The organism is Ochrobactrum quorumnocens (genome assembly GCF_002278035.1).
In the GTDB taxonomy this organism is placed as follows: domain Bacteria; phylum Pseudomonadota; class Alphaproteobacteria; order Rhizobiales; family Rhizobiaceae; genus Brucella; species Brucella quorumnocens.
Window position 1 is genome coordinate 1,135,597 of sequence record NZ_CP022603.1, and the last position, 23,847, is coordinate 1,159,443.

Here is a 23,847-nt window from a genome sequence, read left to right on the forward strand (position 1 = left end):
CGGTTAAAGATCAACCGAGATTGGCTTCGGCGAATTCATAATTAGCCAGTTTATCGAGGAAGTTCGTTACGTAATCCGGGCGCCGGTTGCGAAAGTCCACATAATAGCTGTGCTCCCAAACATCGAGGCCTAGCAGCGGTTTACCCTCGCCAGTTGCGAGAGGATTGGAACCGTTAGGCGTCTTTGTGGTCTTCAATCTGCCGTCGGGGCTCAGGATGAGCCAGGCCCAACCCGACCCGAACTGTGTGGTCGCGGCAGCCTTGAAGTCGTCTTTGTAGGCACCAATCGAGCCAAAATCCTCTATGATCTTCGCTTCCAGCTTGCCGGGGAACTTGCCGCCGACAGGAGAAAGCGCGTTCCAGAAGTGCGTATGATTCCAGTGTTGGCCTGCGTTGTTGAAGACCCCTGCAAGGTCGTCTTTACCTTTGCTGAAGGCGATGATCTCTTCGAGCGATTTATGCTGAAGATCGGTGTTTTTTTCGACGAAACCATTAAGAGCCGTTACATAGGCCAGATGGTGCTTGTCGTGATGAAATTCCAGCGTTTCCGGACTCATACCTCTCTCGGCAAGAGCGGAATGGACATAGGGCAAAGCGGGCAGTTCGAAAGCCATAAGTTTACTCCTTGATCGGAACGCCCTTGCATTTTTGGCACGTGGCGTCTATTTTCCAAGTATGTTCTTTGAAAAACATTGTGGGGAATATGTCAAGCACATTCTTGGAAAATACAATTTCGGCACCACGCAACCCTGCTGACAGGATTCTAATGTTGCTCAAGATGCATGGAGCACAGACATCCTCTTCGCTCGGCCAGCACCTTCGCACGTCTGGGGAGGCAGCGCGTCAGCAGCTTATTCGACTAGCCGACGAGGGGCTTGTATCGGTCAGCAGCACACCTTCGGGAGTTGGACGTCCAGTGCAGAATTGGGATTTGACTGCGGTTGCGCAGGCGCGTTTTCCTGACACCCACGCGGCACTCACGGTTCAGTTGCTCGACATCATCCGCAACAGTCTTGGCGAAAGCGCGTTAAACAGTATCATCACAAAGAGAGAGGACGACACTCGTTCTGCATATGTGGCGGCGATGGCAGGGCGCACCAGTCTTTCTGAACGAGTTGCCGTGCTTGCCGAACTCCGGACGGCCGAAGGCTACATGGCTGACTGGGAGGAAGTGGAAGACGGCTCGATCATACTCAACGAAAATCACTGTCCAATCTGCGCGGCGGCAACCGCCTGTCAGGGTTTCTGTCGGGCAGAGCTACAGGTATTTAAGGCCGTGCTCGGGCTAAAAGTGCACGTCGAGCGCAAAGAGCACATTCTCAGCGGTGCACGCCGCTGCACTTATGTCATTCGCGAGGTTAATGTATGAGCACATCTGTTCAGCCTAAAACACCGGCCTTGCTTAGCGCTGCAGGATCGCCGGCACGTTATGCTCTTGACGAGGCTATGATCCACACTGTTGTCAATCACTTCTACGCGCTAGTCAGGGAAGATGATGTCCTCGGTCCTGTCTTCAGGCGTGCCGTAGCCGATGACCTTTGGCAGGCTCACCTTGACACGATTGTCGACTTCTGGAGTTCCATGTTGCTAGGCAGCGGACGCTACAAGGGCCGACCGATGCCGAAGCATCTGGCGCTTTCCGAAATAACCGATGCGCACTTCCGGCGCTGGCTAGCCCTTTTCCGCTTCACGGCTTGCGATCTGTGCCCGCCTGATATCGCGGCTTTATTCATCGAACGTTCGGAGCGGGTAGGCAATTCATTTCGCCTCAATATCCGCATGCACCGTGGCGATGAGTTAATGCATCTGAAGCCTTTAGAAAGAGAAGATCACTTGCCCGAATAGCCCTATCAGAAATCATAGCTATTGGACGTTAAATGTTCAGACTATAATGGGCTCCATAGCAAGATTGATGTTAAAGCGAGCACGAACACTCTCTATCACGCGTGAGGCAATTCGCGATACGTCCCCAAACGTAGCTCCGCCATGGTTTACGATGATCAGCGCATGATTATCGTAAACACCGGCTTGACCCTCTCGCGCGCCTTTTAGCCCACAGGTCTCAATTAGCCAGGCGGCTGACAGTTTGCATGTACCATCAGCTTGGTGGTAACGAGGAGCCTTGGCAATTTGGTCGAGCACGGATGGAGAAACAACCGGATTGTGAAAGAACGAACCTGCATTTCCGAGTATCTTCAAATCAGGCAATTTTTGTCTACGCATATTGATAACCTCTGCCATGATTGCTTGGGCGTCGGCGAAAGAGCTTTCTAGTCCCTTATAACCGAGAACAGGACGCCACGGTCTTGGCAAAGCAAGTGTAATGTCCACAATGACGTATCTATTCGTTGTCTTGAAGACCGATTGCCTGTAGCTGAAGCGGCATTCCTCTCGATCGAATGTAACCAATTTTCGGTATAAAACGTCGTAAGCCGTGAGTGAGACGAAACGGTCGCTCAGTTCCAGGCCGTAAGCACCTATGTTCTGAACCGGGGCGGCTCCGACCGTCCCAGGGATACCGGCAAGATTTTCAAGACCACCAAGTCCCTGCTCAATGGTCCATGCGACAAAATCCTGCCAGTCTTCACCCGCCATGGCACGGACAAGGACCCGCCCGTCCTCCTGCGCGATGATCGACCGACCTTTAGTTGCCATGATGGCAATCACACCTTCAATTCGTTCACGCAGTAGTACGTTGCTTCCACCACCGACGACACGCAGCCGCAGACATTTCGCTGCGGCGAAGGCTGAAACTTCGTCGAGATCATCGACCTTTCTTACGTTGGCGACGTAACGCGCTTTTGAGATAAGCCCGAACGTGTTGTGAGAGGTCAGGTCAAAGTCGGAGATAATCTGCATGCATTTGCCATATGTGGGCGTAAGAGAACGAGAAGAGCGCCGATCATGGGCAGTGGTTGTGACGGCGGATCCTGTGAGAACCGGGCGGTCTATGATTTGCCCCCTGATTGTTTTTCGAGGCGCGCAATGAAGCCACGCATCTGACGCGCCGCCTGCAATTCTCCTTTCTGTTCTGCAGCGAATATACCGCTTTGATAGGCCTCCTTGGCGGCGGCACGCCGTTCTAACGCTGCCTGCGATTTGCCCAATAAGCTCCAGGCTGCTGAGTAGAGTGCGTCCAACTCTACAGCACGGCTCAGATGATGCGCGGCCGTCTCGTGGCAACCTTCATCAAGACACAATTTGCCGAGCGTAAAGTGCGCAAGCGCTGTCTCACTGCCGGAAGCGATACGACTTTCTAGAATCAAGCGCAGTTTTTTCATGGTAAAACCTCTTGGAGTAATCGATATGATGCTAAGATTTCTTGCATTCGCTGTGACGATCGGAGACCGAGAGCCTCGGCTGTGGCAATGCCGACGTCTGGCAGATGTGCAATGCGGCCGTGAGACGATTGCATGCGGGCCGGAAGGCTTCATCAAGGGGGCATCACCGTTGAATATCAGCATGCCTGCTAAGCGCCTGAGCGCCGCAAGCGGAACAAAATTGTCAGCATCATGCCAGTCGGACGGGATACTAGTTTGTCGCCGGTCGCTTCTCCGGCCATCTTTGCCGCGAATGCAGTTAGCAAGAGCGTATATCCGGTCGCCATTCGACTTATGGACGAGATGCGTTTGAAGAATATTGCCGAACCCGAACCGATAACCCAGTTCGATCAGGACGGCATCACCAAGCCGCGTCAGGTCTAGCACGACACAACCTAATTGCTCTTTGTATGCTGACCAGCCTCTTATCTAAGGTTAAGAGTTCGACAGTAACAGTCAACTGGATCGCGAGGTCCCTCGATGAAACTTCAACAAAGAATCGGCCCAAATCCGGCAGCAATGCGGCTTCTACCTCGGGCAATTCATCGGTATTCATTGCCGTTGGCATGGATTTCCTTGCCACAGAGACACGGCTGGGAAGTGAACCTTGGAACTGGACGAAGTCCGCGACTTCTCCCGTATCACGAACCGCTTTGAAAAGACGAAAGGCGTGATAGGCCCCTGCAGCATAGCCGAGTTCACCAAACGCGATATCGGGGTGGTTCTGCGCCGGAGCTGGCAAATTCCGGTTGAGCCAGGGTTGTTGTTTACCAAACCAACGGCGCGGCATTGGCCGCGAATTATCACCGAGAACGGAAACTATGGCATTATACGTCCCGCGCGTTTCCGCTGCCTTCAACGGTCCCGAAAGCCAGATTGATTGTACTACTACTGGCATATCAGCACCTTGCTATCCGCAAATCATTCGAGATGTCGTCAGGGCCAAAGGCGGTACGCCAACTGCCGCTTAATGTACCCACGCCGAATCCGGACCAGCCGAGATAAACGTCTGTAGGGGACGTGGCAGCAATCTGACCGGATAACCCAGTTTCTTGGCGCCATCGATAAGGTAACTCCTTGCATAAGCCGTCAGTCCGAAAATAATGACTGTTCGACATTCGTAGGACGCGAGCCGAAATGTGGTGGCTATCAGAAAGGTGGCGGGCCAGTTCGCAGGATTTCGAGGTGTTTGAAATACTGTGTTTGTCATGTCGGCCGCCGTTCAGGTGCTTGCAATAATACTCGAAACATTTAACAAGAAATAGCTTGGAATATTATAATTAGTCCCGATAACCTATAAATGTCAATGGATGGGCTATGAATTGGGGCGGACGAGAACCTGGACTATCAATTAGGTGGTTCCGACCTTCCTACGAAGACAGAATGCGAACGGTACAGATGTCCTGATGTTATCCTCCACTCCGGCATCGCACTGTGCTAAGATGTGGGTTGTCGAACTCACATCAAGAGATGCATCCATGCAGAAGGTTACATTAATTGGCTAGGCTCAGGACCCATTGATTTTAGAGTTATGAACTGATTCAGTTTCGCTTGAGGAGACTGATCGATGAGTAATCTTTACTGGCTGAGGGAAGGACAAATGGCACGCCTTCGTCCCTTTTTTCCCAAGAGCCATGGACGTCCACGCGTTGATGATAGGCGTGTCTTGAGTGGAATTATCTTCATTCTTCGCAATGGGTTACGGTGGTGTGATGCTCCTCGGGAATACGGGTCCTGTAAAACGCTCTATAATCGTTGGAACCGTTGGTGTCACAAGGGGATATTTGCTCATATATTGGAAGGCCTGTCTTCCAAGTCGTCGGTCGGCAGGACCGTGATGATGGATGCGATCTATTTGAAAGCCCACCGTACGGCTTCAAGCCTACGCTTAAAAAAGGGGGCGATGGACGCCTGATCGGTCGGGCGAAGGGTGGCATGAATACCAAATTGCACGCCGTCACCGATGCACAGGGTCGCCCCATCAGGTTACACATCACGACAGGACAAATCAGCGACTATACCGGAGCTGCAGCCTTAATCGCGACGCTACCAGAGGTCGACTGGCTTCTTGCTGACAGAGGCTATGATGCTGACTGGTTCAGAAAACAGTTAAAAGACAAAGAGATAAAGCCGCATCCCGGGGCGCAAAAACCGCAAGAAGGATATCAAGTATGACAAACGTCGATACAAGCGGCGCAATCGTATCGAAATCATGTTTGGCAGACTGAAAGACTGGCGAAGAATTGCCACCCGTTATGATCGCTGCCCGATCGTGTTCCGCGCAGCAATAGATCTCGCAGCAGCGCTTGCCTAACAGCTGGCATGCTCGGTTGAGGAGGTGGTCCTCCGACTCTATTTCCGTCCCGCAGCTTTGAGGCGGCGGGATTGTAGGAAGGCGTAGGCGATCATGGTCATCAAGGCGTGTCTATGTAATCCAGTCCATGATCGACCTTCGAAGCGGTCGAGACCGAGCTCTTCCTTCAATTGCTGATGTGCCTGTTCACAGATCCATCTGGCCTTAATCGTGGCGGCAAGTATCTTGAGGCTCGTATCGGATGGTAAGTTGGACACATAGTATTTTTGTTCGCCAGTCGACCGGCGTTCGCCGACGAGCCAGACCTCCTCGCCTGGCATGCATTTTCAGCAATAGCCCATCCTACCTCATCCCAATGATGTTCTGCAACCAAACAGCTAGATTCTATGACCGATTTATAAACGCTTATCAATCATAACAGATTGGATTTCCGCCACCAGGCTTACGATAAGCCCTTCGACCACCGCACTGATGTCCATTTCGCATCAGATCGTATGGGCAGTCACACGTCCCAACATAGGGAGATCGTACAGGTTGTCCCGAACGGCTTACGGGTGCACTGTGTGCTGGTGCTGTTGGCACTATCATCTTTAGTGCCCTCACCGGTCTTGTTTCGGTGAGGGGGCGCTGTTGGGATATATATTTTTCTGACACCCAGCCCACGTGATTGGCGTAGGAGACGCTAAACCAGCCACTTCTGTAGTTTAGAATTTTCACAGTGGCTCCCCGGCTTATTGCCGTAATGACTTTTGTCGAAGTTGACGGCCCCGCTCTCATGTTGACCCGACTGCTCGCATAAAGCCACTTCCCTACGAAAGGATGTTGATCGGCCACTCTTGCTGGCTCGTCTGAGTTTCGCGGCGATGTCGCTTGCAAAAAGCCAAGTGCCACACCTTGTTCTTCCGCAGCAAACAGCTTTTGCATTTCATTGGAGGAGGGAACCGAAGCAGGCGGCAACGCAGGCTTTGGCGAGCCTTCGCCAAAATACCTTTATTATGATAAAGATGGCTGCAGCGCCATGATCCAGTTTTTGGCTTTCGACAATTACAACTTCCCCAAATCCGCAAGTGATCAAAGCAAAAATGTCGGAGCCTGTCGAGTTTAAAGCCTGCGCCCATGACGTGCATTTTGTTAGGCCGCATATGGCTTGTGCGTAAGGGGTCGCAATTGGGCTGTTAGGCGCGGTTTTCCATGCCTTCCACGGCGCATGGCGTTGAGTATCGTGACTTGCTTAGCGAAACGAAGACCGTAGAGGAAAAATTGATTGCTTTGCATTGCTCAGATGAATGCAGCAGGCGCCTTGCAGAAATCCCGGGTGTCGGACCCGTCGGCGCATCGCTCTTGATGATGAAGGCCCCAGATCCTCGAATGTTTAAGTGTGGACGAGATTTTGCCGCCTGGATAGGGCTCACACCGAAAGACCATTCGACCGCAGGCAAGGTCAGGCTTGGGGTGATCACCCGTGCCGGCGATGAAATGCTGAGGAGTGTATTGGTGATTGGCGCGACTGCTCTTCTTCAACACGTCAGAGCAGGCCGAAGCAGGTATGCTTCCCGATGGGTTACCGAACTCCTGCAACGAAAAAAGCCTAAGCTGGTTGCCGTGGCGTTTGCCAACAAGATCGCCCGTATCGCCTGGAAGCTCATGGTGAGCGGCGAAACGTATCGGCGGACAGAAGGACAAAATGCTGCAACGTAAGAGATTGGCCATCACGATGAGCACGATAATGCTAACGTGTTGAGCTGATGCTGTGAACTTGCAAGAGAAAAGCAGATGGTGCGATCGATCGATCCAAGACGCGTGACAATCCGTCAGTTCCATTGGCCATTTAAGGTCGTTTCCATGTTAGGAACACGCGTTGCGGAAACCATCTTGGCCAGTGGTCATGTGCGACCACACACAAAGGCCGCACATATGGAAACAAGCGATCCGATCAAAAATATCTGTAAAAACCACTTGCAAGTTGGAGCCGTCCACATATGGAACTTTAATACGTCAAGCTAAGCTCGACTTTGCACAAAATTGGCATCGATTTTGAGTGCCGCACTGAGCGTCTTTGGTGAATCAATTCGCCGCAGCTTGTGACCTTGCGTCATTCGTCTGATCGGATTCGAACTGTTGAATGACCAAAGCAGATGAATGCAATAATGAGACCGGGGATGCGGTTCCTCATCGTCTTCACCAATGGCTAGAGCCTTTTCGTTGCGGGTTCACAGCGCCCACATGGAGTCATCTGCTCGTCCTTGTCATGGGAGCTCTCCTTGCACCGGGGAAGCGAACAGTGACATCGTGTCTGCGAATTACGGGTCGCGCCGATGTGACCAGCTTTGCCACTTATCACCAGTTTCTCAATCGGGCTCGCTGGAACCCACGCTTGTTGGCAAGACACTTATTATCCATTGTTGTGACACGGCTTGTACCCGAAGGCCCCGTTGTCATTGGAATGGACGATACAATAGAACGGCGATGGGGTCAGCGTATTGCTGCTCGAGGTATATACCGAGACCCGATACGTTCCAGCCATGGTCATTTCGTCAAGGCCAGTGGATTGCGGTGGCTGAGTTTTATGGTTCTTTCACCGGTCCCCTGGGCCAAATGCCTCAAAGCAATGCCTGTGCTGACAATCCTGTCTCCCTCAGAACGATATAGCCAGAAGATGCTCCGAAGACACAAGATGCTGACCGATTGGGCAAGGCAGGGCCTGCTGCAGATATGTCGTTGGCTACCAGGTCGCCAGATCATCTTTGTCGGCGATAGCAGCTTTGCGGTTCATACACTGGCCGCAGCACTTCCAGACAGGGCTACGCTCATCACTCGGTTGCGCCTCGATGCTAATCTTTTTGCAGCACCGTCTCAAAGGCATGAACACACGCTCGGACGACCCGCGCAAAAGGGGCAACCCTTGCCAAAACTAAAAGCTGTGCTCAAGGACACAAATACCTCGTGGCAGCAGATTGCAGTATCGTCGTGGTATGCCAGACAGACCAACAAAGTTCTCGACATCACGTCGGGAACAGCTCTTTGGTATCGACGTGGAACACCACCCAAACACATTCGCTGGGTCATCGTTCGCGATCCAACATCTCGCCGCGAACCGCAGGCCTTCATGAGTACGAATACGGATCTTGATCCTGTGGAAATCATCTCCTACTACGTTCGGCGTTGGCAGATCGAGGTCACTTTTGCCGAGACCCGTGCGCATCTTGGTGTGGAAACGCAAAGACAGTGGAACGATAAGGCCATTCTGCGCACGACGCCGTCTTTGATGGCACTCTACAGCCTCGTAACACTGTGGGCTTGTGATCTGCTCGGCCAAAACAGTCTTCCGTACACCGCTGCCTGGTACAAAAAAACAAGCTGCACTTTCTCCGACGCCATCGGTGCAGTTCGTATGGTTTTATGGCACCAGGATATTTATCGACAGTCCGCGTTTCACCCGGACATACCTAAAATACCGCCAGGCCGCATCAAACGAATGGCAGAGGCACTTTGCTTCGCTGCTTAATGTGCAAAGTCGAGCTAAGAAACAGGTGCAACGCAGCGAACGCTTACACCGCATCTACAGTCTGGGTCGAGAGTGCCTACCGCTCAAAGAGCAACGAGGAACAGCCGGAAAAGAACGGCCTGAAGTCGGATATTCATCAGCGAAAGCCGAAGGGTAAGCCCATGCCGGAAGCTATGTCGCGGGCAAACGGGCGGCGGTCAAAAATCAGGTCCGCCGTCGAGCATGTCTTTGCCAGGCAGAAGGACAAGATGAAGCTCTTCATCAAGACGATCGGCATTAACAGAGCCAAGGGGAAAATTGGCATCGCAACTATCGCTTACGACATGCTCCGATATATCTATCAAGAGCGTCGACGCGCAACTGCATGAAGCGCCAAGCCCCAAAGGGGTCGTAACGACAAAAAATCTGACCTGGACCTCTCGCAAAACCATCAGAAACCCATCGCTACACTGATCTCCGCAGATTCCAGGTATTTCGAGGTGTCCAATCTCGGATACTCTGCGGACGTGCTATACTCGCACAAAAAATATCAGAATAATGCTAAATTTATGAAAATTCATCGTATTCTGTGTTGTTGACGTGTATAAGAGCGTCAAAATATGTTTATAAAATATAGAACTATAGCTGATACTTTAAATCATTTTTATAGATTGGATGGTTTGTAAACAAGTTTGACTGATGCGATCACATCATGAAAGAGTTATATCCTTATATATGGGAAAAGTTCGTAAGATAACCTTTCCGTTCGAGATAAGAAATTATTATTGATACTATTCAAAAGTACGTAGTAAGTTTGTATTAATTTATATCAGTTGCAACCTAACTTCAAATTCCAAAGGTCTTATAAATTTATGGTTCGACATATTTGTATCTCTGTTGTGACACGTAACAGGCCTATAATGCTTAGAAAGCTGTTTCAATCACTCCAGAACATGCACCGGCCTCTTGGCGAACGGATTTCTTTTCTTATTGTCGAAAATGATCTTGCCCAAAATCTGATGGAAGAAATAGAAGATTTCCGAACGGCAATGCCATCCGATCAGATCATCTATCGAAATGAAACCGTTCTAGGCATATCATCGGCCCGAAACCATGCACTTGAATATGCATTGGAACGTCATTTTGATTTTTTGGTTTTCGTCGATGATGATGAGTTTGTTGAGCGCGATTGGCTTGTGAACCTGTTAGCTGCCAGGGACCGACGTGATCTCGATATTGTTGGATCTCCCGTGCGCCCTACACCCGTTGAAGGTCGCCTGACACTGGAACAACAACTGGTTTGGTCTGGAATCCGGCATGGAGGATTCAAGTCTGAGAAGAGATCGAGGCGCAGATGTGCTGCTGGCCGGGGTCATACGATCAAAGTCGCCACCGGTAGCTGGATTGGGCGGGTTGAGTTTTTTCGCAATACCGGTTTGCGATTTGATTCCAATCTTGGGCTGACGGGCGGCGAAGATTGGCATCTTTGGTCTAAGGCAAAGGCGGTTGGCGCAAAGAGCGGTTGGGCTGTTGATGCTATTGTTTACGAGACGGTCCCCCATGCGCGTCTTACGTTTTCCTACCATTTCAGGCGAAGTCGGGATCATAATATAACCGAATACATGGCCCGTTATAGTAGCGATCCGCGTGGAACTTTGAAGAATCTACCGTGGAAGATTGCCGGGCGGTTTTTAAAGTGTGTGGCTGTAACGAGCCTCGTTCCTCTGCGGGGAGCTGAGGGGCTTGTATCTTTTGTATCGGCTTTGGGAGGTGCTGTGGGGTTGGTACAGGGCGCGCTGGGGATGCGTTCGTCACACTATACACAAACCACGGGATTTTGATGATGAACCAAAAATATGAATCAGTATGGGCAAAGCGAATTGGATTGAGCAGAACAATCCGAACTCCAGCTGACATTCCTGAAAATTGCTCAAGCTATCTAGGAGGGAATAGACAACAGAGATCCGCAGGGCTCGACGGAGCGATAAACCGATTGCGGAGAGGTAAAGTGTTCAGGTACATCGTTGGATCAAGCATCATAGTTATCGGACTGCAGTTTTCTCCCAACTTTGTTCAACAAGCTCATGCACAAACGACAGTGGAATGCCGCTCACGAAACTACCAGTATGATGAGTGTTATGCGGGGCCCCTTTCGAAGCCACAACTGGTCCATCAGACATCCGGTAGTCCATGTATCTTGAATCGCACATGGGGATACAATCCCAAGAGCAAGTATCTTTGGGTCGCCGAAGGTTGTGCTGGCGTATTCGCGGACGTTGGCGGTTATCATTATGGTCGAGGTGACGGATTTGATCCGGGTGCGCGGATGTACAACAAACGCGGAAACGATGTTGGCGGAGTTGTTACCGGAGCGGTGATAGGAGCCCTTATTGAAGGGATGGCGGAAAGTGGCAAGAACAAGCATCGTCATACCACATCTAATTATAGGGACGATGACGGCTATAATGGGTGTCATGGTATCGGTTGCACTGTCGATAATCCAGATCGGCAAGATGACATCGACCCTACTCCCCAGTTCGATAAAGAAGGTGAGCCGAACTTTGATACCCATGGGGGCTACATCGGCTGTCACGGAACTGGTTGCCTTGTTGATGATCCGGGAGACGACAACTAGATAGAATTCACTCTCGATATATAATAATTGAGCCCCGCAATTTGAACCGGTACGTCGAGGTCGTTGCCGAATACAAGCTTAAGCATCCGGGAACCGTCATTGTCGTTTGGGAACTGAAATCAACTCGGTCCGTCGTCGTTGGACGGCTGCTGAAGGCCCTTTCCTCTGGCCGGTCCGTAACATGATGGCACATAGCGCAGAGGCAGAAAGTCAACTCTGTTGCTAGATGTAACGAAACCAGAAAATCGAACTAACAGGCGCGCATATGAAAAAGCTGCTTCTCGCTATGACATCCATCCTATTTGTCATTATTGCAGGATGTCAAAGCTCAGATGACCGGCATCGACCAAATGGGGATGCTCCCCTTGAGCCAGGCGAAACAACTTTCCAACGGCAAAGAACTACTGATGCCCCACCAGAGCCGGGTCAAATCAACATGGAAGCCCCCCAGACGTCTGACGATATTCCAGAGCCGGGTCAGTCAGAAATGCAGTAATTTTAAGTCGGGGCATGCGTATGTCCCGTCTTTCAATCAGGTACCGCGAGCTGTCCAATTGGCCGCCCACGGCCAGGAGAAACGGCCTTTCTGCAGGATTTTATAGTAAAGGCAAAATCCCTGGCCATCAAAATAAAAGAGCTTCACCCGATCGCCACGCCGCCCGCGAAAGGCGAAGACAGCTCCACCTGTCGGCTTCTGACGCAAGACATGCTGCGCCAACATTGAAAGACCCTCAATACCCTTCCTCATATCTGTGACGCCGCTGGCCAGGTAAACCCGTACGCCGTGCCCAGTCCAATCATGCCTGTTCCACCGCCCGGATGAGCCGCGTCAGCACTGCGCCTTCCACTTGGCTGCCAAAACAAAGTCGACGGCCGCAGCGCAATTGCAATTCAACCATTGAGGATGAAGCATCGACGGAACTGTTCGCCTCAGAACCGAGCGGAGCGGCAGTCATGTCAACGGGAAGAAACAAGGGCTCCGGCGAGGGAGGCAGAAGCCCCTTACTCTTCAACTCGCTACGCCACATATAAATCTGCTGCCGCGATACATCGTGACGTAGCGCAACTTCTGTTACTGTCGCGCCATCAACCCCAACCGAATTGACTATCGCAAGCTTCTCTTCGGCCCGCCACCGACGTCGGCGTTCGTGGCCCAGCATCTCCATCAGCATCGTCTACCTCAATCTCAAGACACGTCATTAGCGACGTCGCTAAAGACGTTCCTTACATCATGAGGCCTTGCTTCAACAGGCGGCAGCAATCGGGCCGCTACGGTGAACGCGAACACAGGTGCTGTCGAGCCCAGACACCGGTACGATGCCAGCGAGCGAAACGGTTGTAGCAGGTCGTTGCAATACAATAGCGTTCAGGGATGTCGGACCATGATGACCCGGTGCGGAAGCGCACAGGATCCCGTTGAGAACCATGCGATCATCAACCCGTGGAACGCCGCGAGGTTTTCTCGGAAACAGCGGTGCAATAATCGACTACCCCAATCTGTGAGTTCATAGCGGCGACGTGACATCAAAGACCTCCAAATCCAAGGCCTTTGAATCGCTAATCCATTCAAATATTTCGTCTATTTATGAGTGCCGGTCTAATGCAGAGATCGATCCGAATAACGCGCTTGGCTGGCAGCTTGACTACGATGCCCATCTGTTCTTCGGATTCTGAATAATTTCGTCGGCCGACCCGCAGGTATCTTTGCTTTGTAATTGGTAGGAAATGAAATCCTTTGCCGGCAGCGATTTCGCAAAAAGCCAGCCTTGCGCAAATGTAACACCACGTTCTTTGAGGAATACTGCCTGCTGCTGGGTCTCCACACCTTCTGCGACCGAGAATAGATCGAGTTTCTTAGTCAGGTCTATAATGAGCTCAACTACAGAACTTGTCGCCGTCTGCTTACCGATCATGCTAACGAAAGACTTATCAATCTTAATGGCGTCGAGCGGCAAGCCTTGCAGATATTGCAAATTGGAATAACCCGTACCGAAGTCATCAATCGCGACTGAATGGCCCGCCTCTCTGACGCGCTCGAGTGTTCTTCCCGCCGTGGCGACGTCTAGGAATCCCCTTTCTGTTGCTTCGAGCCAAATCTGCTCGTTGCGTATATTTGTGCCACGCAACTTGCAATCCAGGAGATCAGCAATTCGCCCTGATACGATATCACGGGACGATACGTTGATTGCAATATGCAATGTCCGATCTTTGATAAGAGCAGTTCCAAGATCAGCAATTATGTTATCGATAATCTGGTCTGTAATCGGTGCAATTAGACCTGTTTCTTCCGCTAACGGTATAAAGTAATCTGGGCGCACAAATGTCCCATCCCTCATTTTCCATCTTACCAATGCCTCGGCGCCCACACACACACCTGTACTAAGTTCAATGATAGGTTGATACTCCACAACGAATTCTCGCTTTTTGACGGCGATCTCGAGCTCGGCGTGCGGAGATAACCGTTGCTTTGAAAGCCAATAAATAGCAGCAACAAAGGCAAGCGCGATGAGGCCACCAACAGGAAGAAAGAACGCTAGTTCGTTCCACATGACCAAGGTGAGAGTTGAGCGAGGAATCACTACTGTCGCGCGCAGCCCTTCTTTTTCAGAAATGGCGAGGAGAAAGAAATCGTTCAATAGTCTAGAAGTGTCAGCCATAGACTCGATGGTATCGAATAATTGAGAGCCGTCTTTCGTAGCGATGATTTGCCTGTCGCCGCTGGATAAAAACACAGCCATTTGGTCATCAACGGCTACGTCGACAAGACTGGACGGCAAGACGAGTGCGTTATAATCTCCGAAGCTGACGGCTATCATACGTCTCCCTAAACTCGCGTTAGGTCTGATGCCGAGGCTGACGCTTAAACCGCTCATTGTTTTGAAATCTGGTTTTGTTTTTCTGATCTCGGGATCAACCTTGCCCCACGAAGAGCATTTCAAAAGGTCCTTATCAAAGTATCCAATCTCTGTGACCGGTAACGTATTCAGTGTTTGATCGCGCATTAGCGCTATATGAGACTGTGAGCAAGGAACAACCGCGGTGCCCTGTAGATAGCTCAACGAAATACGAACTTCATCGAAGGTTGCTATCGCGCGGGCAATAACTCGATCTGCTGTTACATTAAGCCGTGTTCGTTCCTTAGAAAGTGCTGCTTCAGCAGACACCCAGGTCATTGCAGTAATAGGGAGGGCCGCGCCAATAAGCGCTGTCAAGATGCCCACTGCGATTACGCGCCAACGTCTTGAAGGCCCCAATAGCCTTGCCATATGCGAACCTCTCTGTTGTACGCGCTCAATAAAGCCATAATCAAACTATAGCTGAAACCAGATGCAGCGACGCTATCACATAGTTACTTCCGCAGCCTGAATGAAAATTGAAATTTGGTCTCCTGCCTGTACTATCGTTTCCAAAATGATAGTAATTGCTTTAAATTTAATGCTTCGGAGAGTTCGTGCAGCTATGTCGATTGGGGAGCGTGAAAGAAACCCGGCAATGACCCCGCCTTCACCGATGTTCCAGACGAAAAAATTGATAGCTTTTTAAAATTCCGCGACCCGTCCTTGCCATCACTGCATAGCCTGGCACGGAAGAAGCAACGATCAATGTGGCGGAATCAATGAGTGTCACAAAGTGTGCCAAACTGGTTCGCTGCTCAATGCAATGGATCAATAAAACCTGTCTCGACAGGGAGCATAAATTCCGGCGGAAATAGACGAAGGTCGGCTTTTTTTGGTATGTGCGCTCATTGACTACGAAGCATATAAGTTGATCAGACTTTCCTCATCTGGTGATCGAGCGCGGTGAGATAAGAATACATCAACTCTACAGCCGCGTCGGTCAGAGCAACGAGTTGCCGTCGACCATCTGAAGGGTCAACCCAACGTCGGACAAGACCCGTGCTTTCCATTTCTTCAAGTCGGCGGGAAGCAGTAGCGGTTGGAACGCCGGACACCACAAACAGTGAAAATGCCGTTATATTTGTTCCTGCCAAATAACTCTCCATGAGCTCCAGCATTATATGCCAAGCCGGGTCGATAAACAGCTTACCTGGGAAAAATTGTGCTCGGACGTCTCGTATGCGTAGCAGTTCTTTTAGACGTTCGGTGTCTGGCAATTCGCTTGGTTTGGAAAAGGCACGGCTATCTGCCACCGATGCTGAGAGTTTCGCAGCATTTAGGTCAGGCGACGCTTGATTTAACACGGCTCCAAGTTTTTGAACTTCTTCTATTAGTCGTGACAGCCGATCATTCCCTTCTTGTCTCCAGTTCAACTCTGTACGCAGTTCCTGAGCTTTCTTAGCTGCAGTATTTATCGCTGTAATAAATTCAAATCCCTGAACAGGCTTATGAAGAAAATCTGCTGCAGAGAGGCGCAACGCTTCAATAGAGACATCCAGTGTTGCATGACCGGTGATGAAAATAATCTGCAGCCAAACTCTGTCCGGGTATCGCTCGCGGACAGTGCGGATTAATTCTATGCCGTCCATGCCAGGCATACGGATATCGCTGACCACAACGTCAATTTCCGGGGTTCGCTCGAGTAGCTTTAATGCACCGTGAGCGTTGGAAGCGCGTAAAGAATCGTAACCTGCATTGCGCAGAGCTGTGGAGAGAACGTCCAGTAGTGGCTCTTCATCGTCGATTAAAAGGATGGTGGAACTAATACCTGCTTCAATATTCACAACCTGTCTCCTAAAGTCACGAAGCTCTGTTCAGTATCAGGCGAAACTCCGCACCAGCTTCGCTATTTCGTACTCGTAGTTGGCCGCCCATCTCTCGTGCCATGCCATAACTGAGAGAAAGCCCCAGACCAGTTCCTTGCCCAACTTGTTTTGTTGTAAAGAAAGGCTCGAATACTCGGTCAATAATAGCCGCCGAAATTCCGGGACCTGAATCTTTCACGTTGATACATATTGTCTCTTCCGACCACTCACTGACGCTTATTTCGATGAATTCATCGGTTGTTTTCTGGTCGCCCGTTTTGTCCAGTACGGCATCTCGGGCGTTTAGTATCAAGTTGAGAAGTATTTGTTCAAGCAAAACAAGTTCCGCTGCTACGAGGTACTCGTTTTGATTGTACCGCCGTCTGACGGCGATACCTTGCTTTTCAATCTGTGCGCCGATTATCGTTAGCACACCTTCTATTGCATCGACAGGATCCAACGGCTGAAGTTTGCCGTCGCTCCGGTGTCCATAAACACGCATATGCCTTACTATTTTTGCGGCACGATCAATCTGACTTGCAGCCAGCGCAAGACCTTCACGGATGGTCGTTTCATCTAGTGTCCCTTGTGTGTCTCTCGTCTGAAGATTAAAAATAGCCATCGAAAGTGTAGCAAGAGGCTGGTTGATCTCATGAGCAATTCCGGTTGCAACCTCTCCGAGAGTAATCAATTTACCTGATTGATAAATCGCCAATTCTGCTTCGCGCCGCTCTGTAATATCAAGTCCCACTGCTATGAGATTCTTTATTGTTCCATCATGTGTAAGGATCGGGGAGACAGACCAAGAGAGGGCTCGTTTGCGCCCGTCGTTGAGAACGATGTTATTTACGCCCTGCCAAGGTAAATTATCCAGCACTGTAACAAGCGGCTTCCCCAACACATCCGGGAAAAAATCCGTTTTGCTTTGAGCGTCATTGAGTTCGGGGAAAAGTGCGCGTATTGCGTGATTGGTGACGATCACCTGCCCGATGGAATCCGTCACGATCATAAGCACAGCGCCAGTGTTAACAATTGTTTCAAGAAACTCTCGTTCTCGTCGCTGATCCAAGGCGTCGAGAACGGCCGACATAAGAGAGCCCCGATTCTTGACGTACTTGCTGAGGACAAAACCTAGCGCAACAAGAGCTGTAAAAAGAGCAATGAGTGCGCTAACGATTATCGACGAAGATGCGATCCATGCCCTGTAAAGAGGTGTTGACGGTAAGCCAACATAAGCAACTAACGGCGTCACAGCCGACTGATAGTTCGCGAAGACCCGCCTAATGCCAGCTTGGTCGGCAACGTTTGTTTGAATGCCGTTTCCCTTCTCCACATAGTCTTCTATGAATCGCGGGATCTCTCGTCCAATCGCAGATTCATCATTGGATGCCCGTACGATGCCGTCAGTTCCAACTAGCCCTAGGACCAGATCGGGTAGCTCGCCTAAACGGCTATAAAAGCCATAAAGGTACGCCTCGTTTATAATAATCAGGACGTATCCATCAAAGTTACCGCTTTGGTCATTTATCCGGCGGGCATAGCTCATTACCCATTTACTGGGCGCTGCGGGCAGACCGGTGTTCCATCGGTAAGGCTTGCTTATGTAAACGGGAGGTGCATCGTTTCGACTAAGAACGAGATAGTCAGCTTGGCCGCCAACGTCGCTATTAATCGCATATTTTTCCAAGCCACTCGCGACTATGCGACCCCGTTTACTGACAATAGCAATACCCAGAACCGCTGGCTCAGCGGCGGCACGCCGTCGCATGACTTCGGAAAGCAAACTATCATCTACTATTCGATCCGATTGATCTTCGATGAGTGCCCAGCTCAACACTTCAAGCTTCGTAAACACTTGCGTAGTGTGCTCAGCAAGCGCTTGGGCAAGAGACATCGCTTGTTGGGCAGCAACGTTCATTCGTCGATTATAATCGCGTTGAATCATAGTTCCCGCACCAACCGATGCAATTAAAACGACGATGACTGATGCTAGCCAATAAAAGCGCATAGTCCGTCGATCAGTTTTACGAAGACGATCCATACTTTACCTGACAGATGATCCAGCGGTAACGGGTCTCACGGTCCTTGAACTACTGCAGGAAACCAATGAACAATACAAGTCCGCTTACGTCAGTCAGCCATCCACGATACGTGAATACAACGAAACTAGCTGTCTGGTTGTGAGACCTCATTGGCATAATAAAGCACGTCATCTACTTTGGCCATGAGTTCGCCGTCAATTGCGGGTTTGTAAAGAGGGTTGGCGAGGCGAGCATTCAGCTCAAGATGTTGCTTTACTTTGTTGACGGGCGACTTTCCTGAAAGAACCCGCTGTCTTCGTTGATTATAGGCATGGTTGAAGCCGATGAGTAGTGTTTCGAGGTCTGCATGGCCGGCGACATTGATACCGAGAACCTCGCTCGCGACCCGACCGTTAAAGCGTTCCACCATGCCGTTAGTCTGCGGCGTATATGGCTTTGTCGTGCGGCGGATGACTTTGAGTTTTGCGCAGGCTTCTTCAAAGCTGTCAGCTGTAAAGCATGATCCGCGATCAGTCAGCACATGCGTTATCCGGAAGGGAAATGCTTTTCGTGTCTGGCTCAGGAAGGCAACCGCGTTGGCTGCATTTTCAGCATCGTAAACAGCCAGATGCACGAAGCGGGAACAGCGATCAATTGCTACGTAGAGATAACGCTTGCGTATCTCTCCATCTGCGGTCCGCAGCTTCGGTAAATGTTTGACGTCGATATGGATGTAGCCCAGATCATATTCGCGAAAGCGGCCCTGTCCTTTGGTCGGAAGGGTTGATGGTTTTGAAACGCCACGCATTTTTCAGCAATAGCCCATCCTACCTCATCCCAATGATGTTCCGCAACCAAACTGCTAGAAGCCGCCAAATTCGAGCAACTGAGCTCGACTTCAAGATTGCAGTACAGCGAGAATACTAGAACGGGAGGATCATCAGTATCGGTATTTGCCCGAGGCAGAACGTGCAAAGACAAAATGCGCTTTAATGAAAACGGGGTGGCCGGCAAGCCGGCCACCCCTCATGGAACATGAACCCTTTATCCGGTCACCTGAATTGCGTTGAGAGTTTCCAGCGAAATCCATGGCGGAGACTGCCGCCGGACGATGCGATTTCCGTGCTGTAATCGAAGCCCATTGACCAGCTCTCATGAATCTCGGCGTCAAACCCGGCTTCAATTCTGAACAGGTCTTGAGAGGTGGATTTTGCCTCGACAACATAGGGCAATAGCGCGCCCATATCCGCATAGCCAATTCTCGCCTGGCTCGTGCCGGAGAAGTCGTGGGTATACTCAACACGAGCGCGTGGTTTCAGCGCGCCCCAGTCCATAGGAATAGTATACTGTCCCCGGACGCCAAGCGTGGTTGCAAGGTAGTCGATGGACTGCTCTCCAAAGGTAAGACTGTGAATTCCACCCCCTGTCTCGCTAAAGCTGTTTAAAGTAGTGCGAGCTGCATCGAGACGCGCATAAGGCGACAACAGCCATTGGTCCTCGAGGTGCTCATACCCCATTGTTAGTGACCCGAAGATCTGACGTCCGTCGCGCTCGCCGTCCGCCATTTCACCCGTTGCCGTGACATAGCGGCTGCTGTCAAATTGCAGCCAGCCGTGTCCGATTACACCATCAAGGAAAATGTTCTGAGCCGGATGGTAGCTGCCATAGGCTGCTACGCTAAGCATGCTGGCTCGGTTCCGTGTGCCATGATTGCCAATATCGGTAACATCCCGGCCGTATCCGAAGCCAAGACCGCCAACAAATGATGGCGAGAAACGGTAGTCGATACCGCCGCTTATCCCCACACCTGTGTGCTTCTGTTTGTTATCAAAACTGTCCTGAGTATCTCCGACGCTGATTTCTCCTGTCGTCCACATTGAGAGCTTTCGTTGCAAATCGTTGCATTCCCGAGCATCCGTATCCGGACTGAGTTTGCCCAGAGCATCGAGACTTGGACGAAGCTGTGCACCTTCGAGACCGAGATGAACGTTGATCGAGTTCGCACGGCATTCGCCTTCGTTGTGCAACTGTTCCAAACGTTGATTGAAGTTTCTTATCTGCGTCTTTGCCAGCTGGTTAGTGGCTTCGGTTTGCGCATGCACCAGACCGATTACTTCTTCGTCCTTGGAAGGATCTGGCCTCGCAATAACATTGATTGTCACAATAGCCGGCGTTGATGTGCCGTGAGCGTTGGAAAGCGAATAGACAAGCTGCGTTGCACCGGCAAATGTTGCGGATGCCCCAAAGTGCAGCATATATCCATTGCCCTCCCGCACGATCCAGGCATTGCCTGCTGCAGCATCTGGTGCAGTAATGATCCTTGCAGATCTGATCGGGCCACCGATGGCACCCTTTGTCAAGTCGACTGAGTTGGTTGTACCGGCAACTACACTCATTGCATGCGCCTGAGCCTCAGGTAGATTTACCTCAATATTGACCGTATAGTCTTTGCTTGCCTCAAAGCCTTCCGCATCGGTGACCGATGCGCTGACCGTGAAGCTGCCGGACACAGTCGGCGTGCCGCTGATCTTGCCATTGGAGAATGCAAGACCGGCAGGAAGACCCGTCACCTCGAAACTGTAGGGACCGGTGCCGCCCGATGCCGTGAGCGTCTGCTCGGCATAAGCAAGGCCAACCTTGCCAGAAGGCAGGCTGTCAGGGCTGATTGTTATCTTTTGATGTATCTTTATATGATAGGTCTTTAACTCCCTATAGCCTTCACTGTCCGTTGTTGTGACTGTGAAATCAAAATCAAATACATTCGTCGGCGTTCCGGAGATCTTGTTGCCTGACAACGACAAGCCAGCAGGCAGGCCAGCGACCGTAAATGTGTATGGCCCTGTTCCTCCCGAAGCAGTGAGTGTCTGTTCCGCATAGACTTCCCCGACCATCCCCGACGGAAAGTTTGCAGGAGAAATGGTTATCACCGGCTTCGCAGCAATAGTTACAGTGTATTGCCGCCAACCATTTGTACCGGTTGCTTCGCCGCCAAAACCTTCCGCATCGGTCGCACCTAACCAGAATGAGTACGTTCCGGCAGCGCTCGGCGTGCCGGAAAAAACACCGGTGGATGCATTTAGCGTCAGGCCTGGCGGCAGTGTTCCACTGGTTTTAAAGGAGTACGGGGCAGTGCCTCCCGTCGCGCTCAATTGCTGCGAGACATAGCTCAGGCCCACCTTGCCCGAAGGCAGCGAGACCGGATTGATCACGATGGACGGCGCAGGTATAATGGTGATCAAATAAGTCTTAGCAGAGCTAAAATAATGATTGGCATCTGTCGCCGTTACGGATACAGCGAAGCTTCCTGGTACAGTTGGTACACCAGAAATCTTATCTCCGGAAATTGATAGACCGGCAGGCAGGCCTGTCGCTGAAAAATTATATGGACCTGTACCGCCGGACGCACTTAGCGCTGACATCACATAAGCTGAGCCAACCCTTCCATCCGGCAACGACTGTGAGGTTACGGAAACTGGCGGAACTCGGATCGTAATATATGCTTTCTTTATTGTTGTCCCAAAGAAATTATCTGTATCGTATACATATCTATACACTCCCGCCTTTGTCGGCGTACCGGTGATGTACATTATGTTGGAGCCGCCCCCGCAAAGACCATAGGGATCGCTGCCGCCGCACCGCAAACCCACCCCAGGGAGATACTCGCTGCTTTGCGCAACTTGGAGATACCAGTTCGTTGTCGAAGGAGCAGGCAAATGCACGGACTGGCTTACATAGCGACCCAAGGTGGCATCAACGCTATATGGATGTTCTTCTGCCGCAAGCGCCCCACCAGTCGAAACGAGTACCACTCCTAGATAGGCAGCAATGAATAAAACCATTGCACATAGCATCTTAGAGTTGCACGTCGGCCGTAAATTACGGACCGAGAATTGACCAATAAGCAGCCCAGCCATATATCATCTCCGATCTCTAGTGCCGGGATACAAGTAATTAACACGCGGCTAGTGATAGCCAAGCGTTATCGCTTCCATTTTGGAAGCGAAGTGATCCTTGCGGGTCGCAGCAACGCTAATGTTCTGTATATATTACCGGATTTGGTACCAAAGCGAGAACGATATGGCTCCTGCTTTGTCCATTACATCCCAGAAACACGAAAATTCAGAAACTGGAATCCGCTTTTTATTTAGGGTGCGCACCGTCCTCTCAAAACGAGTTTGTTCAGATCGTAGGGCCTCCCATGGGACCGCAGCGCTCAGCATGCTGATGCGTTCAATGGATGCACTGATTGCTGCGCGCATCACCTCATCCGCGTGCAAGCAAAACGAACGCCCCCCACCCTATCGAAAATGATGCCTGGTGTGATCTGCCCACGAAAAGGTCAGACAAACACGCTCAGCCATTCACCCCAAACGGCGTAAAGCACGCGGAGTCGTGAATTTATAGCGCCGCATTGACGCGGACATATGACTGTGAGTGGAAAACCCCGTAAGCTTGGCGATAATGCTGAGCGACATATCAGTCGTAACAATCAAATCTTCTGCCATCTCGAGGCGTGTAGCCAAGACGTATTGGTGGGGCGACTGTCCAACCGTATGTCGAAAAGCTCTCAAAAAATGGCTTGGAGACAGTCTAGCAACTTGTGCGAGCCGTTCGATAGACAGCCTATCGGAAATATTAGCGCGAATGTAGTCGCGTACATCGCGTAACGATCTGTCTGAAAGACCACCTTTATGTAGAACCAATTCTCGGTTTCGCAACGTCGAGTAGCTGCGCAAAAGATAGGTTGAAAAGACCGTAATCAGGGAATCGAGATAAATTTCGTTACTTTCTTCCCCCTTTGTCAGTTCGTCCTGAATGAGGCTAGCCAAGAGCAGAGCCTTATCATCCACCTGTCCAGATGCAGGTGAACAAAATTCGAAAGAAACCTCTCCGAACTCAATCCCAGCTAAAGTATTAAGTTTATCCGGCCCCAATCCTACAAGAATATTCTTTTTGGATGTTGTCCATCGCGCAAATAGTTCTGCATTTTCGGGTACTATTTCGATAGCGCCAACCGGAGCCCGAAAAACAGATTTGCGATCAGTATTAAGGGAGACCTCCCGAACCGGTTGTGGCGATAACATTACAAGTGCCATATGGCAAGGCGCACGGAAGCTAATCTCGTTTGGACCGGTCTGGGTATGTGTAACCACACCAGATTCCCCAGCGAACTTGGGGCCCCATTCATCGGGAATGCCATTAAGAAAGTTGCGCATTGTCTTGACCTCAGGTCTCACACTTCTACCACAAGCGATTTTCAGCAGTTACAAGAGGACGTCTGTCTGCTTATTTCATTGTTTTCTCACCACACGGCCGACCTATCAAATCATATTGCTCTTCAGTTTTCTCGTTGGAACTGCACTAATCAAATA

Annotated in this window: 19 protein-coding genes and 5 pseudogenes; 9 read left to right on the forward strand and 15 right to left on the reverse strand. The window is 50.7% G+C overall.

Annotated features, from left to right (window positions below; all coding sequences use genetic code 11):
• Positions 1-10 precede the first annotated feature (10 nt).
• Positions 11-613, reverse strand: coding sequence for a superoxide dismutase (locus CES85_RS05395; protein ID WP_095444966.1), 603 nt, complete (start codon positions 611-613; stop codon positions 11-13).
• Between the two features lie 152 nt (positions 614-765).
• Here CES85_RS05395 and CES85_RS05400 point away from each other — a divergent pair, with 152 nt between their 5' ends.
• Positions 766-1,368 carry a helix-turn-helix transcriptional regulator gene (locus tag CES85_RS05400; RefSeq protein WP_244923155.1) on the forward strand — a complete coding sequence of 201 codons (603 nt, stop codon included), beginning with the start codon at positions 766-768 and terminating at the stop codon, positions 1,366-1,368.
• Complete coding sequence (locus CES85_RS05405) at positions 1,365-1,844, forward strand: group III truncated hemoglobin (protein WP_095444968.1); 480 nt, start codon at positions 1,365-1,367, stop codon at positions 1,842-1,844. The genes CES85_RS05400 and CES85_RS05405 overlap by 4 nt, the downstream gene beginning before the upstream one ends.
• A 36-nt stretch (positions 1,845-1,880) precedes the next feature.
• Here CES85_RS05405 and murB read toward each other — a convergent pair whose 3' ends face one another.
• Together murB and CES85_RS05415 are read right to left on the reverse strand one after the other, a co-directional pair.
• Positions 1,881-2,858: a UDP-N-acetylmuramate dehydrogenase gene (murB, locus tag CES85_RS05410; protein WP_095444969.1), complete on the reverse strand. Its 978-nt coding sequence runs from the start codon at positions 2,856-2,858 to the stop codon at positions 1,881-1,883.
• A gap of 89 nt (positions 2,859-2,947) precedes the next feature.
• Complete coding sequence (locus tag CES85_RS05415) at positions 2,948-3,280, reverse strand: hypothetical protein (protein ID WP_095444970.1); 333 nt, start codon at positions 3,278-3,280, stop codon at positions 2,948-2,950.
• A 255-nt stretch (positions 3,281-3,535) separates the two neighbouring features.
• On the opposite strand from CES85_RS05415, the gene CES85_RS27070 reads away from it, so the two are divergent.
• Entirely contained in the window at positions 3,536-3,703 is a 168-nt protein-coding gene (locus CES85_RS27070; RefSeq protein ID WP_157743408.1) for a hypothetical protein, read from the forward strand.
• Here CES85_RS27070 and CES85_RS05420 read toward each other — a convergent pair.
• Complete coding sequence (locus CES85_RS05420) at positions 3,681-4,217, reverse strand: hypothetical protein (protein WP_095444971.1); 537 nt, start codon at positions 4,215-4,217, stop codon at positions 3,681-3,683. The two genes, CES85_RS27070 and CES85_RS05420, sit on opposite strands and share 23 nt — an antisense overlap.
• A gap of 669 nt (positions 4,218-4,886) precedes the next feature.
• On the opposite strand from CES85_RS05420, the pseudogene CES85_RS05425 reads away from it, so the two are divergent.
• Positions 4,887-5,633 (forward strand): annotated as a pseudogene (locus CES85_RS05425) (IS5 family transposase).
• A 38-nt stretch (positions 5,634-5,671) separates the two neighbouring features.
• On the opposite strand, the pseudogene CES85_RS05430 reads toward CES85_RS05425, so the two are convergent.
• Together CES85_RS05430 and CES85_RS05435 are read right to left on the reverse strand one after the other, a co-directional pair.
• Positions 5,672-5,953 (reverse strand): annotated as a pseudogene (locus CES85_RS05430) (transposase); the annotation flags it as partial.
• Between the two features lie 88 nt (positions 5,954-6,041).
• On the reverse strand, positions 6,042-6,557 hold the full coding sequence (locus CES85_RS05435) for an SH3 domain-containing protein (RefSeq protein WP_167388275.1): 516 nt from the start codon (positions 6,555-6,557) through the stop codon (positions 6,042-6,044).
• 282 nt (positions 6,558-6,839) lie between these two features.
• On the opposite strand from CES85_RS05435, the pseudogene CES85_RS05440 reads away from it, so the two are divergent.
• From CES85_RS05440 to CES85_RS05465, 5 genes and pseudogenes are all read left to right on the forward strand, one after another.
• Positions 6,840-7,331: pseudogene (locus CES85_RS05440) on the forward strand (transposase); the annotation flags it as partial.
• Positions 7,332-7,755: 424 nt separating this feature from the next.
• Entirely contained in the window at positions 7,756-9,138 is a 1,383-nt protein-coding gene (locus CES85_RS05445) for an IS701 family transposase (RefSeq protein ID WP_095444972.1), read from the forward strand.
• Between the two features lie 851 nt (positions 9,139-9,989).
• Positions 9,990-10,958, forward strand: a complete 969-nt coding sequence (locus CES85_RS05455) for a glycosyltransferase family 2 protein (protein ID WP_095444973.1) — start codon at positions 9,990-9,992, stop codon at positions 10,956-10,958.
• Between the two features lie 2 nt (positions 10,959-10,960).
• Positions 10,961-11,752, forward strand: coding sequence for a DUF3011 domain-containing protein (locus tag CES85_RS05460; RefSeq protein WP_095444974.1), 792 nt, complete (start codon positions 10,961-10,963; stop codon positions 11,750-11,752).
• Positions 11,753-12,017: 265 nt separating this feature from the next.
• Positions 12,018-12,248 carry a hypothetical protein gene (locus CES85_RS05465; protein ID WP_095444975.1) on the forward strand — a complete coding sequence of 77 codons (231 nt, stop codon included), beginning with the start codon at positions 12,018-12,020 and terminating at the stop codon, positions 12,246-12,248.
• 36 nt (positions 12,249-12,284) lie between these two features.
• On the opposite strand, the gene tnpB is transcribed toward CES85_RS05465, so the two are convergent.
• From tnpB to CES85_RS05510, 9 genes and pseudogenes are all read right to left on the reverse strand, one after another.
• Positions 12,285-12,521 (reverse strand): IS66 family insertion sequence element accessory protein TnpB, encoded by a 237-nt coding sequence (gene tnpB, locus CES85_RS28235; RefSeq protein ID WP_350340780.1) that lies wholly within the window; start codon positions 12,519-12,521, stop codon positions 12,285-12,287.
• 28 nt (positions 12,522-12,549) lie between these two features.
• Positions 12,550-12,924 carry an IS66-like element accessory protein TnpA gene (gene tnpA / locus CES85_RS05475; protein WP_095444977.1) on the reverse strand — a complete coding sequence of 125 codons (375 nt, stop codon included), beginning with the start codon at positions 12,922-12,924 and terminating at the stop codon, positions 12,550-12,552.
• Positions 12,925-13,048: 124 nt separating this feature from the next.
• A pseudogene (locus CES85_RS05480) lies at positions 13,049-13,277 on the reverse strand (transposase); the annotation flags it as partial.
• Between the two features lie 118 nt (positions 13,278-13,395).
• Complete coding sequence (locus CES85_RS05485; protein ID WP_244923240.1) at positions 13,396-14,973, reverse strand: EAL domain-containing protein; 1,578 nt, start codon at positions 14,971-14,973, stop codon at positions 13,396-13,398.
• 548 nt (positions 14,974-15,521) lie between these two features.
• Entirely contained in the window at positions 15,522-16,433 is a 912-nt protein-coding gene (locus CES85_RS05490) for a response regulator (protein ID WP_095444978.1), read from the reverse strand.
• 16 nt (positions 16,434-16,449) lie between these two features.
• Positions 16,450-18,495 carry an ATP-binding protein gene (locus CES85_RS05495; RefSeq protein WP_095444979.1) on the reverse strand — a complete coding sequence of 682 codons (2,046 nt, stop codon included), beginning with the start codon at positions 18,493-18,495 and terminating at the stop codon, positions 16,450-16,452.
• A gap of 125 nt (positions 18,496-18,620) precedes the next feature.
• Positions 18,621-19,268: pseudogene (locus CES85_RS05500) on the reverse strand (DDE-type integrase/transposase/recombinase); the annotation flags it as partial.
• Between the two features lie 259 nt (positions 19,269-19,527).
• A complete protein-coding gene (locus tag CES85_RS05505; RefSeq protein WP_167388250.1) occupies positions 19,528-22,314 on the reverse strand; it encodes an autotransporter family protein in 2,787 nt (928 codons plus the stop codon).
• Positions 22,315-22,836: 522 nt separating this feature from the next.
• The gene (locus CES85_RS05510; protein ID WP_095444981.1) at positions 22,837-23,691 is read right to left on the reverse strand and encodes a helix-turn-helix domain-containing protein; all 855 of its coding nucleotides are present in this window, start codon (positions 23,689-23,691) and stop codon (positions 22,837-22,839) included.
• Between the last annotated feature and the right edge of the window lie 156 nt (positions 23,692-23,847).